The sequence below is a fragment of the Myxococcales bacterium genome (assembly GCA_016699535.1).
GTDB lineage: Bacteria > Myxococcota_A > Polyangia > Polyangiales.
The window spans coordinates 13,613-28,829 of the sequence record CP064980.1; the positions used below are offsets into that span (position 1 = coordinate 13,613).

Here is a 15,217-nt window from a genome sequence, read left to right on the forward strand (position 1 = left end):
CTCCTCGTCGTCAGGCCACGGGCGTGGCGGGAAGCAGGTCTCGAACGTCAGCGGCGCGACGCACGCCCGTCGAGCGCCGCACCGCCTCCTCGAACGCGACGTCCGGAGCGAGCCCGACCTCGAGACGCAGCCACGCGTAGAGGACCAGCCACGCGCCGTCGGCGTGTCCGAAGTAGTGGTGCGCGAGCACGCCGGGTAGCGCCTTGCTTGCCTCGGCGAGCGGCCCGAGCTGGAAGCTCGCGGCACGCAGCCCTGGCCAGCGACGCGGCACCTCGAGGCCCGGCGCCGGCGCACTCGTCGCCCACCGCACGAGCGAGGCCACCGCCTCGGCCTGGGCGGGCGTCGGCAGCACGTACAGCCCCTCGTGTGCCCACGGAGCCTTGATGCTCCGCTCCCACGGGAGGCCCTTGCGGAGGAGCCGCGGGTAGTATGGGTTCACGACCTCCACGCCGAACGACGGGCCGTTGTGCGCGGGCCCCGCATGCCAGAGCACGTCGCTCGCGAGGTCGCCGTGCTGGGTCAGCGCGCCGTCCGGTCCCAGGACCAGATGCACGCTGAGCCCGCGCTTCTTCAGCACGGCGATCGTCGAATCGACGCTGCGCGTGACGGTCTCGTGGATGACGAGCTCGGTCGCGCGCGTGCGCTTGCCCTTCGACGCGAAGCGCGCCGTGCCGTCGTCGAGGAACGTCCGGACGGGCACGCTGTCGGGCGCGCTGGTAGCAAGGCCGCGGACGACAAGCCCGCTCACTGCCCAGGCTCCTTCACGCGGGCGGCCTCGGGAACGCGCGCCTCGATCTTCAGCCCACGCGGGAACCAGCGCGCGACGTCCTCGGCCGCCACCGGCTTCGCGAGCTTCGCGTCCACTCGCCCCTGCTGGTCCTTGAGCGGCGGGATGACCCGCTTGCGCTTCACCAGCTCGGCGTGGACCTCGTCGACGAGCATCCGGTGGAGGTGGCCGAAGCTGCCCGGCGCCGGGTGCCCGGGCTCGTCATCCGGCGAGCGAAGCAGGAACTCCGTCGAGCGACACGTCGGGCACGCGGGGAGCGGGACCACGCTCGCGTCGGTCTGGTCGTCGCGGGCGACTCCGACCTCGAGCGAGTCGAGCACGATGCGGTTCTCGGCGGCGCACTTGCCGCAGCGTTGAAGGACCTCGGTGGCGTTCAGCTCGTGGATCGACATCGAGGCCTCCTCAGGCGACCGCCGTGTACGTGCCGAACCACCAGACCGTCCCGAGCGCCGGAATGGTTTGGTAGCTGAAGTAGCCGAACCCATCGCGATCGACGGTGAACGTCGACGGGTTCCCCGTGAAGCCGCCCGACTGACTGAGCGACGAGAACGTGATCGACGACGGCGACGCCGGGAAGCGGTTGCGGAAGTTCGTCGCGCCGCCGCCCGCGAGCGTGCGCGTCGCGTTGTCGGCGTTCGAGTACTCCATCCCGAGGCGGCCGACCTCCTGGACGCTGCCCGTCAGCTCGAACGCCGAGTTCGTGGTGCTGCTCATCGGCAGATTCCACGAGCGATCCCACGTCGTGAACGTCGCCTCGTTGTTGAAGTCGTGGAGGAACTCGAGCGAGTTGCGACCGAAGCGGAAGGCCGCCGAGTTGTAGAGCGTGCTGTCGCGCGTCCAGCCGGCGCCGTTCCACGAGGCGTTCAGCGTGAACCAGACGGAGTCGCTGTCCGCGTAGATGCGCAGGTGCGTAGGCGCGGTGCCCGACGCATTCGAGTCGAGGATGAGCGCCTTCGAGCCGCCGAGCGCGGGCTGCCGGATCGTTCGGTGCTGGCCGGGGTTCGCCTCGTTGCCGCGGAAGTGGTCGCCCTCGACGGCGTCCAGGATCTCGGCGAGCGAGGTCTCGACGTTCACCGCGTTGAGGTTGTTGCCGGCGTCGGCGACGGAGATGGCCGACGCCGCGTGGGCGCCCGCGGCCTGGTTCACGTGGCCGTTGAGGCCGCCGAGCAGCGTCACGAGAGCCGCTCGCAGCGTGCCCGCACCGATGGCCGTGGGCGCGCCGGCGATGGCGTCGACGCCCACGAGGCCCGCGCCCGGAGCCGAGGCGCCGGTCGCCAGGAGGTCGGTGACGATCTCCTGCAGCTGCGACTGCACGTTGATGCCCGCGATGTTGTTGTGCGCCGTCGCAGCGATGGCGCTGGCTGCGTGCGCTCCGGTCGCAGCGCTCACGTGCGTGTTCAGGAAGCCGAGGAGCGCGGCGAGCTGCGTCTTCACGGTGCCAGCGGCCAGCGCGTTCGGAGCACCGGCCGACGCGTCGACGCCGACGCGGGTGGCACCGGACGAGCCCACGGCGCCGGTCGTGAGGTCGTCGACGACCTCGTCGATGGCCGCCTGCACATTGGCGGCGCCGACGAAGCCGTGCGCAACGTAGTCGACGGCGGTCGCGGCGTGCCGGCGTGCCGCCGCGGTGAAGTGGTCGCGCAGCTCCGCGTCCACCTCGTCGAGCGAGGCCTGCACCGTAGCCGCGAGCGGGGCGAGGATGCTCCAAGCCCCCGTCACGACGGAGACCGAGGAGCCCTGCGCGAAGATGAAGGCCTGCCGTCGCGAGGTGTCGAGGTCGGCGACGAGGATCTGCGTCTGCCCGGGGCGTCGCCGCACGTCGCAGAGCAGCAGCTCGTCGGCCTGCAGCGCCGCCTTGGGCGCGACGCCGATGGCGCCCTCGGGCGCCTGACGGACCACGAGCTCGAACGACTCGTCACGCCGGAAGAACACCTGCTGCGAGTTGCCGTCCGTCCGGGGATCGGAGAGCAGCCGCTTGAAGCGGAGGAAGATGCCGAGCCAGCGCTCGTTGCCGACGGTCGCCACGTCGGTCGGGATGCCGACGAGGTCGACGGCGCAGTCCACCGTCTGGCCGGTGCCGAAGAACATGCGCTGGCCGAGGTTGTCGTAGGCGCGCGCCGGTGCGGTCAGGTCGACCGTGAGGTCCGGTACCGGCGAGTGCGGCGCGGGGACAGCACCCGCGACGATGCCGTAGATGTTCAGGTCCGCGGCGAGGTCCCGGTCGGCCTTCTCGAGCAAGGCGAACGCGAGGTCGAGCTCGGCCTCGGTGACGCGCTGGCGGAAGTAGAAGTCGACGCGATCGGCCATGTCCTTGCCTCGGAGCGCACGGGGCCCTCCGGTGAGGCAAAGCCGGCCGACGCGGCTCTCGGGGACAGGCCTTCAGTGCAGGTCCGTGGTCTCCCCCAGGTCGCTGAGACCCAGCTCCCAGTGGTTCGGCAGGATGGGCGGGAGCGGCTCGACCAGATCGACGAAGTGGGTGTGCGCGGGCTTGAGGTACTCGACGATGGCGCGGAGCTGCCGGCGCTCGCGATCGGCCAGGATGCGCGCGACCTCGACGTTGAAGGCGTACCGGGCGAAGCGGTCCGAGGGCCCGAGGACCCAGTCGATGCCCAGCTCGGACTCGCCGAGGATGAGCGTGTCGGCGTTGAACGGCGAGATGGCCGAGATGTCGATGCCGAGGAAGAAGCGGATCGCGTTCTGGATGCCCTTCGCCGTCCCCTTCTGCCGGTACATCTCGACGAGCACCGACGCGAGTCGGCGCTTCCCCATGGTGTCGAGCTCGAACGGGAACGGGTTGCCGAGGTCGCGGAGGATGAGGTCGAGGAAGGCCTCGGGCGCGCGCTCGAAGTCGAAGATGTCCGGCCAGCGATCCACGTCGGCCAGCAGCAGGTCGGTCACCTCCTGCAGGCAGGCGATGAACCGGAAAAGGTCCCCGGTCTGATCGTCGCGGCGGTTGTGCTTGGGGAGCATCCGCCAGAGGTCGAAGCGGCGCGTCTGCGGTCGCGCGGGGCGGAACCCCGTGAAGGTCGCGCGGTCGTAAGGCGCGAGGACGACGTTGCCGAACAGGTCCGTGACGCCGAGCGCCACGACCTCGTGCACGACGTCCGGGGTCATCTCGGTGTCGAGCGTGAGCAGCACGACGCTGCCGTCGATGGCCGAAGCCACGACGGCCAACGGCACGGCCGGCGCTCCCATCGGCGTCAGGACAAAGCTCGAGCCGCCCGGGAGCAGGACGGGCTCGTCGAAGGCGACGCGCACCGTCTTCTGCGCGAGCGCCTGCGCTCCGACGACCCGCGGCGCCGTCCGGTCCTCGACGACGAACGAGTACACCTCGTCGACGGAGGCGGCACCGCCCACCGTCTGCCCGGCCACGCGCACCGAGACCGTGGCGAGGCTCGCCATCGGAACCACCGGGTGCAGCACGACGCGAAGCGTGTCCGCCGTCTGCGTGGCGCCGGCGAGCGGGCCGGCGAAGGCGGCGGTGATCTCCGGCAGCGCGCCGCCGTCGAAGGCCAGCACCCCGTCGACCCAGACGTGCACGCTGGCTCGGTTCACGCCGTCCGCGCCGGTGTCGATCAGCTCGAGGGCGAGCGTCGCGTCGACGGGCACGCCGGTCTCGCCCGGGCTCGGGTCACGGTTCACGACCACCAGCCGCGGCGTGCTCACGACGAGCGCGACGCTGTCGACGTAGAGCGCGGGAAGCTCGAGCGTGCTCATGCCGGTGCCCTCATGCGGTCACCAGCTCGAGGCGCACGCCTACTGTGTGCACACCCGACAGCTTCGAGACGTTGGCAGCGAGGTCCGTGACGAGTCGCTCCCGGCCCGGCTTCGCGCGCATGCGTGCGAGCGCGGTGCCGTCGACGACGAGGGACGCCTCCCATGCGAGCCACGCGGGCGTGCTCGCCGGCACCCGAAGCCGAAGCAGCGCTCGCACCAGCTTCACGCCCGTGAGGTCCGTCGACTGCGTCACCTCCGTGTGGTCGCCGAGACCGAGGTCGAAGAAGCGCCCCGGCTCTTCCTCGCCGAGCACGAAGGCGTAGTCGCCACCGGTCGCCTTCGAGGTGAGCAGGCGTCCCTGGCCTCGCCCGAGTCGGCTCGTGAACGCGGTGAGCGCCATCGACTCACACCTGCCGGAACAGCTCGACGTGGTCGAAGAAGGAGCGCCGGGTCACGTCCTTCACCGAGCAGCCGAAGCCGCCGCGCCCCGAGGTGAGCGGCTGGCTGCCGGAGTTGATGCCGAGGTGGTCGTCGATGAACTCGACCATCCCGGAGACCGGCTGCCAATCGGGCGGCGTGCCGAGGGCGTGCGCCGCGAGGTCGTTCTGGAAGACCTTGAGCACGACGTCGCCGTTCGTGTTCACGATGACGTCGAGCCGCAGATGCACCCAGGTCGCCTGCGCGAAGCTCGCCGCCGACTTGAGCAGCACGCCGGGACCATCGGCGTTCGGCAGGCCCACCGTGACGGCGCCCTTGCGGAGCACGATGCGGTGCGGATCGTCGTCGGACAGCCCGAGCAGGTACGCGCTGTCGTTGACCGAGTTCCCCTGGCAGCAGAGGAACAGGAACGGCGAGAAGCCCGTGGGCCCGCCGCCAGGGCCGCGCTGAACGACGCCGCGAATGGAGCCGCCCTTCGCCATCGGAGCGAAGCTCGCGAGGTTCGCGAACAGGGCTACCGCGCCATCGACGGCCGCGAGGGAGTTGAAGGCGTAGAGGAAGCTCCCGCCGCCCGGGGGTCGAGCGATGCCCGCGGTGACGCCGCGATCCACCGTCGCGATGTCGAGCCCGTCGTTCAGGTACGTCCAGTCTGCTTCGGCCATCGGTCACTCCTCAGAGGGTGGTCATGTTCGTCCAGGCGTTGTTGAAGTCCTCGACGGCCTGCACGCCTCCGTCGAACAGCGCGGTGCTCGCCGTCACCGCAGCCCACGTCCACGCGTAGACCTGGTTCGAGCGCCACTGGTCCTCGAAGTCCTCGCGCGGCTCGCCGTCGAACACGCCCGTCGCGGCCGTCACCAACGCCCAGTCGCGCAGGTACGGCACGTTGCTCCAGCCCGTCTCGCAGTCCTCGACGGCGCCGCCACCGAAGGCGCACGTGACGAGCTGCGCGGGCGGCAGCTCGTAGAGGTAGACCGCGTTGGCCCAGCCGCTGTCGAACTCCTCGTAGCCCTTGAGCGCGCTGTCGAAGAACGCGAGCACCACGGTCACGTCGTCGAGCGACGCGAGGAGCGCGAACCAGCGCTCGAAGTCCTCCCAGGCGTCCTCGGGCGCGGCGCCGAAGCCGGCGAGGACCTCAAGGCTGGTCACGGCGGTGAGCGTCCAGTGCTCGGCCTCGCCGGGCAGCGCCCCCTCGTCCTCGAAGCTCGGGTTGAGGAGCGCCATCAGAGCAGCTCCCCCGTGTCGCCGTTGCGAAGGGTCACGGTTCCGAGCACCGGGAACTCGCGCACGTTCAGCTTCACATCGGCGGGCAGCCCGTTGAGCGTCAGGTCGAGGCGTGCGTCGCCCATCTTGCGCACGCCGGGCGTGTCGCGGATGACGTTGAACAGATCTGACCAGGCGATCTCGCCGACCGCGTTCCCCTCGGCGTCCTTGATGTTGAAGCCGAAGTCGACGAGCGGGTTGGGCGTGCCGTCCTGCTCGCTGACGCGGAAGTAGCTCGCGAGGTTCGCGCGCACCCGGTCACGCACGTCGCTGCCGGCGAAGCCCTGGCGCAGGAAGAGGCGCGCAGCGACATCAATGACTCGGTAGACCGGGTCCTGCACGCTCACCTGGAAGGTCAGCGTGCACGGGTAGACCTCGGTGACCTGCCGCAGCACCAGGTTCTTCAGCGCGGGCGTCGGTACTGCCGCTCCCGCCGTCGACTGCGGGATGACGTAGAGGATGCCCGTGTTCTCCGCGATGGTCGGGTCCTCGTTCGAGGTGAGCATCAGCGCCCGCGCGACGCTCGGGAGCCTGCGCGCGTTGATCTCGAAGTCCTCCCTCGCGACCGTGCGCGTGAGCGCGCGCAGGCTCTCCGGGGCGAGCAGCTTCGCGGAGGCCACCGTCTGGCGATCGGCGCCGCCCGAGGCGGGCAGCGGGTTGCGGACGGAGACCTGCACCGGGTTGCCGTACGCATCCTTGAAGGCACCCTCGATGACGACGATGCGGTCTGCGTCGACGTTCCCGACGCTGCCGCCGCCCGTCTTGTAGGTGACCGAGACCGTGCCGCTCGGGGGCATGCCGCTCACGCCGTTGCCGAAGCGCAGCGTGGCGCGGTCGTTCTGGTCGACGGCCACGACCAAGTGGCGGTCGTTGGCGCGCGAGTCGAGGAAGCTGTCGACCTCGGTGAACGCGCCCTGCGGTGTGGTCACGAGCGCGGAGCCGTCGAGGTACGGGGCGTAGTCGAGGTGCAGCTCGAGGTCGGCGAGGCCGCGCGCGTCGAAGAGCTGGGTGTACGTCTTCGAGTTCTCGACCACGGCGACGACGCGCGGCGGGTCGGCTCCCGGGGCGATGACGGCGGGCGCGAGCAGCTGGAAGCGGACCGGCTCGGTGACCTCCTGCGTGCGCAGCACGGTGCCGGCCGGGATGGTGACGCTCGCGGCCGGAGGGCGCACGAGCTGCACAAGGACGTCGGCGGTCGCGGCCTGCGCGCCCTGCAGCCGGTAGCCGAGCATCTTCGCGAGGGCCATCACGCTCTTGCGCTGCGTGGCGGTCACGAGGCGCGACTCGCGAGCGAGGTTGTCCTGGTAGAACGTGAGCACGTCGCCGACGAAGGCGTAGAGCTCGACCAGCAGGTTCCCGAAGCTCGCGACGTCGAAGTCCGTCCAGTCCGGGAAGACGCTCTTCACAAGCGCGATCAGCCGCGCCCGAAGGGCGTCGAAATCCTTGTCGGTGTAGTCGACGGACTCGGGCAGCGTGGCCACGGCGGTAAGCCTCCGTGGAGGCAAAGCCGTCGAGCCTCGGCTCTCGGGGACCCGGCCCCAGACGGTCAGCGCTCGAAGGACACGGCCACGGCCGCCGCCACGTCCCGCTCGCGCACCCGCACGCGAAGCGTGAGGGCCGGCCCGTCCTGCTCGACGCTCAGGCTGACGAGCTGGGCGCCGGGCACCCAGCGCTTGAGGGCGTCGCGCACGTAGACGCGGGCCAGCTCCTTGAGGGCCGCGTCGTTGCGCTGGTGGCGCAGGAGCGCGAGGCCAGCCCCGAAGTTCGTCCGCCAGGGCAGCTCGCCCGAGGAGCGCGCCGTGGCGCCCTCGGTGAGCAGCGCCTGGCGCACCTTGGACGCGAGCAGCGCCTCGCCGCTGCCGACGGCGAAGTCGCGCTTCTTGTCGCGGCGGAACGGGATGAGGAGGTTCTGCGGCTGCTGGCTCATGGTCGTCTCCTCACGGCACCGGCACCGCGCTGCGCACGGTCTGCAGGGCCTCGATGATCGCGTCGATCGGCGGGATGACGTCGTCGAGCGGACGCCCGGCGAGGTTCGAGAGGTCCGGCACCTCGGGCCCACCCACGATGCCGAGGAAGATGTTCAGGATGCCGATGAGCTTGCCGAGGCTGGCGAGGGACTTGCCGACGTTGGCCGCCTCCTGCGCCACGTTCGCCTGAGCGCAGCTCGTGATGGCCATGAGCCCCGCGTCCTCGAGCTCGGTCGCACGGTCGATGGCGCCGAGGATCTGCTGCATCTGCTGCTGCAGGTGCATGAGCTGGCTGCGCGCCTGCCGGAGCGTGTCGATGACGAGGTCGATGATGCCGATGATGGTGTACGGCAGCGACAGCTGCGGGATGAGCCGCAAGAGCTTCGCCACCTTCTCGGCCAGCTCCGGGATGCACGCCGCGAGCGCGGTCGGGTCGGGAGGCGGGCCGAGCGAGTCTGGGATGGCCTTCACGCAGTTGAAGACGGCCACCACGGTGTCGATGATGTCGAACAGCGGCATCAGCGGTGTGAGCGCCGGCTGGATCGCCTGCATCAGGTTGATCTGCTGCATCGTCACGCCGCCCGGCAGCGTGATGGACAGCGGATCGGGGATCTCCGGAATCTCGAGGCAGATGGGCAGCGCCACGGCGTCCTCCTCAGATGGGCTCGGCGATGGGGCGGACCACCCGCCCGGCGATCGTGACCTGCGTGGCCTCGAGCGAGATGGCGCCGACCGCGCGCAGCGTGAGCGCCGTCGTCGCCTCGAGCGTGACCGTGTTCTCCTCGGCGTCGAAGATGAGGTGGTCGCCGGTCTTCTTGTTGGTGAGCTTGAGCTTCCGGCTGTCCTTCGACTCGTCGAGCTCGATGCGGAAGGTCTGCGTCGCGAAGACGCGGTTGTCCGGGGGCGTCTTCTGCGCCTCCTCGGGCACTTCGCTCTCGCCGTTCGGCTTCCCCCAGTGCGCGGCCAGGTAGTACGGAGCCTCGACGTTCCCCTGGTTGAAGAACACCGCGACCTCGGCTCCCTCCTCGGGAACAGCGAAGAGGCCGCGGTCCTTCGAACCGCCGCCGCCCGTGCCGAGCGGCCAGGCCCACGCGCTCTCCGGCTCGAGCACGCCGGGGATGCAGACGCGCACGCGCCCGAGCTGCTCCTCGTCGTCGCGCTTCGTCACGTAGCCGACGTACAGCCCGACGAGCCGGGTGTCGTGCGTGTGGATGTCGTCGTCGAAGGTGCTCATCGGTGGCTCTCCGTCATCGCGGCACGCTCATGCCGGCCTCTGGGTCCTCGGCGCCGATGGCGCGCCCGTCGCGCCGGTACTCGACGTGCGACGCACCGCTCGCCGGGTCGATGACCTCGACCTCGGTCATCGCGCCGCCCTCTGCAGGGGTCGCGCGATTGGGCGAGCCCCCCTGGGGCTGGCCTTGCGCAGCGGCCCCGGCCTGTCGCCGAGCCCCGGTGCCGTCGCGCGTGAGCTTCAGCTCCACGACGTAGCCGGAGGACGAGATGACGTGCTTCGCCTCGGTCACGTAGTACTTGCCCGAGAGCAGTCCGGAGATGCCGCGCACCTCGAGCACCTCCTTCGCGCGCAGCGTCGGATCGCCCACGACCTGCATCGAGAGCTTCACCGTCTCGCGCTCGGCGCGGCGGAAGCGCGCAGCCGACTCTCGCTCCGCGGCGGCCGGCGTCGGCGCCGAGGTCGGGTGGACGCTCGTCGTCGCGTTGCGCTCCTGCAGCGACGACGAGCCCGTCTCGGGGTCCACGACCTCGAGGACGTCGCTGAGCGTGGCGCGCTCGACGGTGCTGCTGCTTGCCCGCGACTCGATCGTCGCCTTCGTCAGCGGGTCGCGCCCGCGCACCTCGACGCGCCCTGTCCGGCGCGAGAGGTCCGACTCGACGTTGAGCGAGATGATGTCGCCTCGCCCCGGGTCGGAGAACCAGGTGAGCACGTGGCTCGGCGCGCTCGCCTGGTTCCGCGAGCGCCAGTGGAGCCCGCCGTCGTCGACGAAGTACTCGAACTCCTCCCGTGCAGCGAGGCGCCGGAGGAAGCGTGCGTCCGTCTCGGCGGTCTGGTTGATGGTGTCGAGCACCTCGCTCGAGTCCTCGACGTCCGCGAACTCGCCCTCGTAGCCGTGCTCGGCGGCGATCTCCTTGGCCACGTCGCTGCGCGACTTGTTCGTCCACGCGCGCGTCTTGGCCTCGCGGTTCATCAGCACGCTGGTGGCCTGGCCCTCGATGGTCAGCGTCTGGAAGCCCTTGAGCTTCTTCACGACCACCCGGCGCGGCGGGGCCATGTTGCCCGGGTAGCCCCAGGACACCTCGAGTGTGGCGCCGCCGATCAGCTCCTCGCGGTCGAAGAGCGCGAGGTCAAAGTTGTCGAGCTGGAGCGAGACCTTGTCGGCCTGGCGCTCGGCGTCCTCGTAGGTGAAGCCGATGATGCGGCCGTCGAGGTTGAGCGGCTCGCCGCTCGGAGCCCGCTCGTTCGAGAGCACGGTGATGCGGACACCGGGCCCGCTTCGGTCGACGAGCTCGGTCATGCTTCGACCCTCCGGCGCTGCTCGCTCAGGATGACGTCGGTGAGCACGCGCAGGCTCGGCACCAAGAGGCGACGGCCGACCTCCAGCTCGAGCGTCGGGTCGACGATCGGATCGGGCTGAAAGTCAGCGAGCACCCACCAGAAGCCGCAGGCCCGCGGGAGCGGCGCGAAGTAGCGCCCCGCAAGGTCGAAGAGCATGTCGCCCTGTGCGACGATGTGGACGCGCGTGTCCGTGTGCTCGCGAAAGCGGTAGGGCTCGCGCTCCGTGAGGAACAGCTGCGCGAGCTCGTCACGCACGCCGAGCGCGAAGGAGTGCCGGGAGCCGGTACGCGGCGCCATCACTCGACCTCCTCGCGCAGCTCTTCGCTGGTCACGCGCGTGTCGAGGATCTCCTCGAAGGAGACGCTCGCCGTGTAGACGAGCACCATCCCGTCGACGGCGAGCTGCTTGTACTGGAACTCCACGCTGGCGACGACGCACTCGACGGTGACGACGCTCGGCCAGATGAAGATGACGCGGGGCGGCGCCGTCGCGGCCACGCCCTCGGTGCCCTCGGGGGGCACCGTGAGCGCGCGCAGGAACGCTCGGAAGTCGAGGATGTTCACGTCGCCCGGCTGCTCGGCGGCGAAGAAGCGGTCGAGGTAGAACTCGACGCCCGAGAGCTGCCGGTTCGCCGTGCTCTGGAACTGCAGCACCTGATGCGAGAGCCCGGGCACCGCGAGGCGGTTCCAGTTCACCTGCAGCTTCTCGGTCACCTGCGTCGGGTTGAAGAGGCACTCGAGCGACTCCCCGCTCGTGACGTTCACGAGCAGGCAGCGAGGAGCGCGGGCGAGAGCAGCATCGAGCGACACGCGTCCTCCTTCCTCAGTACGCCGGGACCGGCGAGAACGAGCGGGTGGCCGAGTCGCGGTCCGCTCGATGGACCGCGGTGGCGAGGGTCGTGCCGTCGACCTGGAGGTTGACGGTGATGGGCGGCGACGCGGCCGGCGCGGCTGGCGTCATCGGGAAGGACGCGGGGATGGCGGGCGCCATCGCCGCGACCGCGGGCATCGACGACATGGCGTCGCTCGCCGGTGCGCCGGGCGCCGCGGTCCCCGGTCGCGTCGGGCGCGTGAACGTCAGGTCCTGCACGCCCATGCCCTCGGCCATGTCGGCGCGGAGCGAGTCGCGGAAGTCGCGGATGCCCTGCTGCCAGTGGGTGCCCTCGCCGAAGAGTCCGGTGAGCGCATCGACCACGCCCGCGATGGCACCGGCCAGCTCGAGCACCACGCCGATGATGGCGTCGACGACTCCGAAGGCGACGAGCTTCATGCCCATCCAGATGTCGCTCCAGCTGCCGGTGAAGATGCCGCCGATGATGAAGACGACGCCGGTGATGACGTCGGCGAGGCCCGAGAAGACCGACATCACGATCTGGATGGCTGCGCTGATGACGGCGACGGCCGCCGAGACGATCGACACGAGCACGCCGATGGCGCTGATGATCCAGCCGATGACGAAGGCGATGACGTTGCCGAGCGCGGTCCAGGCGCTGCCGTTCTGCTGCGTCGCCGAGGTGCTGCCGAACATGTAGTTGATGACCTCCTGGATCTTCGAGCCGAGCTGCGAGAGCGCGCTCCAGAGCACCGAGCCGCCAGCGCTGATCCACTCCCAGCCCTGCGCAACGCCCTCGGCGACCTCGACCACGGCCGTCATCGCCTGGACGATCAGCTCGAACACGGTCGCGAGCACGCGGCCGACCCGCTCGCCGGTGAGGCCGAACTCGCGGAACCGCGACGAGGCCGTCCCTGCGTCGTCCCGCTCCGAGAGGAAGCCGAGCGCCGTCCCGAGGCGCCGCAGCGCGTTCATGAATGCGTCGATCGTCGGGCGCGCGGCCTCGATGCCCGCGGAGAACCCCGTCGCGATGCCCGCGAAGAAGTTCCGGATGCGGTTCACCCAGAGGAACACGTTGATGAGGAAGTCCTTCAGCCCCTGGTTCTCGGCGCGGTTCAGCTCGTCGCGCACGGCGCCCGAGAAGCCGCCCTGGTCGAAGAGCTGCGTGAGCCCGCGGAAGGCGAGCGAGATGCGCGCTCCCACGCCCTGGAAGAAGTCCGCGATGCCGCCGACGTTGTTCCGGAAGGCGACGACGAAGCCGGCGACCGCGAGCGCGAGCACGCCGAAGATGAGCACCGCCGGCAGGATCGTCGCGAGCAGGCCGCCGAGCGTGATGCCCGCCGCCTTGAGCCCGATGATGAGCAGCGCGATGCCGGCCTTGGCAGCGATGACGGCGCCGACCATCGCGACGACCGCACCGGCTCCCACGACGAACGCCGCGAAGGCGCGCTTCACCGGCGCGGGCAGCTGGCGGAAGACGCCGAGCACGGCGTTCACCACGTCGACGACGATGGTGACGAGCGGACGGAAGACCTGCGCGAAGGGCTCGCCCGCGACGATCGCGAGCGTCTCGAGGGACCCCGCGAGGAGCCGCTTCTGCCCCTCGAACGTGTTGAGCATCTGCTCGCGGAAGCGCGCGGCCGTGCCGCCAGCGTTCTCGAACTGGTCGCGCAGGTACGCGATGGCCTGGGCGCCGCGGACGGTCTCGCCGGTGTTCGTGCGGATGCCGCTCGTGACCTGCGTGAGGATGGCGTTCACGCCTCCGAGCGCCTCGCGCCCGAAGGCCTGCAGCAGGAAGGCCGAGCGCTGCGACTCGCTCATGCGATCGAGCGCCGGCGCCATGTCGCCCAGCACGTCGAGGAACGCGCGGAAGCCGCCTTGGCTGTCGACCACGGCGACGCCGATGCCACGAAGCCGCTGCTGCACCTGCGGGTCCGCCAGACGCTCCATCGCCACCGCCGTCGCCGTCGAGGCGCGCTCGACACCGGGGATGACGTTCTTCACGAGGCCGAGGGCGATGAGCGTCTCGGAGAGCGACTGGTGCAGCGCCTGGGCTCCGCGCGAGGCGGTGCCGAGCGCCATGGGCAGCTCGCTCGCGTTGAGCGCGAAGACGTTGACCGCCTGCAGCATGCGGTCGACCGAGATCGAGGCCTGGTCCGTCGAGATGCCAAAGGCCTTCATCGCCTGCGAGGCGAGCCCCGCCGCCTGCTGCGGCGACAGCTCCCCGAGCGAACCTGCGGCGAGGTCGAGCACGGGGATGAGGAGCTGCATCGACTCCTGCGCGTTGAAGCCTGCCTGCGCGAGCTCGCGGAGCCCCATCGTCGCCTCGGTGGGCGAGAACTGCGTGGCGATGCCCGCGTCGATGGCCGCCCCACGGAGCTGCTCCAGCTCCACGGCGGTGGCGCCGGACACGGCGGCGACCGCGGCGATCGACTGCTCGAAGCGACCTGCGGCGTTGGCGAGCGAGAACGCTGCACCCACCGTGGCGGCGCCGGCCGTGAAGACCGCGAGGCCGACGCCGAGCTGCTGGAAGGCGCTCTGGATGTTCTCGGTGCCGAGCCCGACGCGGCGGTCGAGGCTCGTGAAGTTCCGCTCGAGGTTCGAGATGGCCCCGGAGGCCAGGTCACGCGCGGTGAAGACGAAGCCGAGGCCGAGGTTGTTGAGCGCCATCGGTCACCTCCGCTTCGCGGCCTTCTCGAGTTCCTTCGCCTCCCGGGCGCGCTGCTGACCGATGCGCTCGATCAGCCAGTCGCGATCCGTCGTCGGCAGCTCGAGCGCATCGTCGAGCGTCACTGCGAGGCCTGAGCCTCCGTGCTGCTGCCAGCAGAGCTGGAAGATGCCCTCGCGCCAGCTCTCCATGGTCACGTCGGGGAAGAGGTGCTCCGGGCTTTCCGCCTCGCAGTCCTGTCCCGGCCCGGCAGGAAGAACCCCTTGTCGAAAGGGAGGTCGACGTCCTGCGTGCCGAAGCACTCGGGGCACTCGATCTCGATGGTCGTGTCCACGCCGCAGTCGACGCGGTCGAACTCGTCGACCAGGAAGTCCGCGTCGCGGAGCGTGAGGTCCTCGAGAAACTGGCGCTTGGCCTTCGCCTCGAGGCCGTCCACGTCGAGCACGCGGTACGCGAGCACCGCCGAGAGGAGCTTGTCGGGCGCGGAGCGCTGGAGCGCCGGGAGCTTGCGCTCGTCCTCGCCGGTGAGGAGCCGGAAGCGCACGCGCTTGCCGGCGTCGGGCAGCGTCGTCTCGAAGCGGTTCCCGCCGACGAACGCGGCGCGGCTCTCCTCAGAGAGCGGGCGCACCGGGAGCTTGGTCAGCTCGACCTCCCAGTCGATGCGCGCGCGGCAGGCGTCGTTCCGGCAGCTGACACCGAAGGCGTACTCCGGCCCGTAGGTCAGCGCGCGTACCATTAGCAGGGCGAAGAACCGGTCGCCCTGGAGCACCTTGCCCCAGTCGACCTTGCCGCCCTCGCCGAAGACGTAGGGCCCCGGGTCGAGGGTCTCCTCCCAGCACGAGCCGAGCAGCTCGTCGATCTGCCCGCCGTTCTTGGCGAGCTTGCGGTCAGCGAGGACGCGCTCCTCGCGAACCTTCATGCCGCGAACGCGGCCCGAGAGCCCCGAAGGGCACGTGATGACGTCTGCCATGCGCTGC

The 15,217-nt window shown here is 70.5% G+C and carries 17 protein-coding genes; all 17 read right to left on the bottom strand.

What is annotated here, in order from left to right; all coding sequences use genetic code 11:
• Positions 1-10 precede the first annotated feature (10 nt).
• Complete coding sequence (locus IPJ88_00110) at positions 11-700, bottom strand: N-acetylmuramoyl-L-alanine amidase (GenBank protein QQR91921.1); 690 nt, start codon at positions 698-700, stop codon at positions 11-13.
• Positions 701-744: 44 nt separating this feature from the next.
• Complete coding sequence (locus tag IPJ88_00115; GenBank protein QQR90200.1) at positions 745-1,179, bottom strand: hypothetical protein; 435 nt, start codon at positions 1,177-1,179, stop codon at positions 745-747.
• Positions 1,180-1,189: 10 nt separating this feature from the next.
• Entirely contained in the window at positions 1,190-3,094 is a 1,905-nt protein-coding gene (locus IPJ88_00120; GenBank protein ID QQR90201.1) for a hypothetical protein, read from the bottom strand.
• A gap of 72 nt (positions 3,095-3,166) precedes the next feature.
• Positions 3,167-4,504, bottom strand: coding sequence for a phage tail protein (locus IPJ88_00125; GenBank protein QQR90202.1), 1,338 nt, complete (start codon positions 4,502-4,504; stop codon positions 3,167-3,169).
• A 10-nt stretch (positions 4,505-4,514) separates the two neighbouring features.
• The gene (locus IPJ88_00130) at positions 4,515-4,904 is read right to left on the bottom strand and encodes a hypothetical protein (protein QQR90203.1); all 390 of its coding nucleotides are present in this window, start codon (positions 4,902-4,904) and stop codon (positions 4,515-4,517) included.
• A gap of 4 nt (positions 4,905-4,908) precedes the next feature.
• Positions 4,909-5,604, bottom strand: a complete 696-nt coding sequence (locus tag IPJ88_00135; protein ID QQR90204.1) for a hypothetical protein — start codon at positions 5,602-5,604, stop codon at positions 4,909-4,911.
• A gap of 10 nt (positions 5,605-5,614) precedes the next feature.
• Positions 5,615-6,163, bottom strand: coding sequence for a hypothetical protein (locus IPJ88_00140; protein QQR90205.1), 549 nt, complete (start codon positions 6,161-6,163; stop codon positions 5,615-5,617).
• Entirely contained in the window at positions 6,163-7,683 is a 1,521-nt protein-coding gene (locus tag IPJ88_00145) for a baseplate J/gp47 family protein (GenBank protein ID QQR90206.1), read from the bottom strand. The genes IPJ88_00140 and IPJ88_00145 overlap by 1 nt, the downstream gene beginning before the upstream one ends.
• A gap of 65 nt (positions 7,684-7,748) precedes the next feature.
• A complete protein-coding gene (locus IPJ88_00150; GenBank protein QQR90207.1) occupies positions 7,749-8,129 on the bottom strand; it encodes a hypothetical protein in 381 nt (126 codons plus the stop codon).
• Positions 8,130-8,139: 10 nt separating this feature from the next.
• Positions 8,140-8,814 (bottom strand): hypothetical protein, encoded by a 675-nt coding sequence (locus IPJ88_00155; GenBank protein ID QQR90208.1) that lies wholly within the window; start codon positions 8,812-8,814, stop codon positions 8,140-8,142.
• A gap of 10 nt (positions 8,815-8,824) precedes the next feature.
• Positions 8,825-9,403 carry a hypothetical protein gene (locus IPJ88_00160; protein QQR90209.1) on the bottom strand — a complete coding sequence of 193 codons (579 nt, stop codon included), beginning with the start codon at positions 9,401-9,403 and terminating at the stop codon, positions 8,825-8,827.
• A gap of 13 nt (positions 9,404-9,416) precedes the next feature.
• Positions 9,417-10,700: a phage late control D family protein gene (locus IPJ88_00165; protein QQR90210.1), complete on the bottom strand. Its 1,284-nt coding sequence runs from the start codon at positions 10,698-10,700 to the stop codon at positions 9,417-9,419.
• Positions 10,697-11,038, bottom strand: coding sequence for a hypothetical protein (locus IPJ88_00170; GenBank protein ID QQR90211.1), 342 nt, complete (start codon positions 11,036-11,038; stop codon positions 10,697-10,699). Before IPJ88_00170 ends, IPJ88_00165 begins: the two co-directional genes overlap by 4 nt.
• The gene (locus IPJ88_00175) at positions 11,038-11,550 is read right to left on the bottom strand and encodes a peptidoglycan-binding protein (protein ID QQR90212.1); all 513 of its coding nucleotides are present in this window, start codon (positions 11,548-11,550) and stop codon (positions 11,038-11,040) included. The genes IPJ88_00170 and IPJ88_00175 overlap by 1 nt, the downstream gene beginning before the upstream one ends.
• 13 nt (positions 11,551-11,563) lie before the next feature.
• Entirely contained in the window at positions 11,564-14,242 is a 2,679-nt protein-coding gene (locus IPJ88_00180; protein ID QQR90213.1) for a phage tail tape measure protein, read from the bottom strand.
• 3 nt (positions 14,243-14,245) lie between these two features.
• On the bottom strand, positions 14,246-14,437 hold the full coding sequence (locus tag IPJ88_00185) for a hypothetical protein (protein QQR90214.1): 192 nt from the start codon (positions 14,435-14,437) through the stop codon (positions 14,246-14,248).
• Positions 14,434-15,210, bottom strand: coding sequence for a hypothetical protein (locus IPJ88_00190; GenBank protein ID QQR90215.1), 777 nt, complete (start codon positions 15,208-15,210; stop codon positions 14,434-14,436). Before IPJ88_00190 ends, IPJ88_00185 begins: the two co-directional genes overlap by 4 nt.
• Between the last annotated feature and the right edge of the window lie 7 nt (positions 15,211-15,217).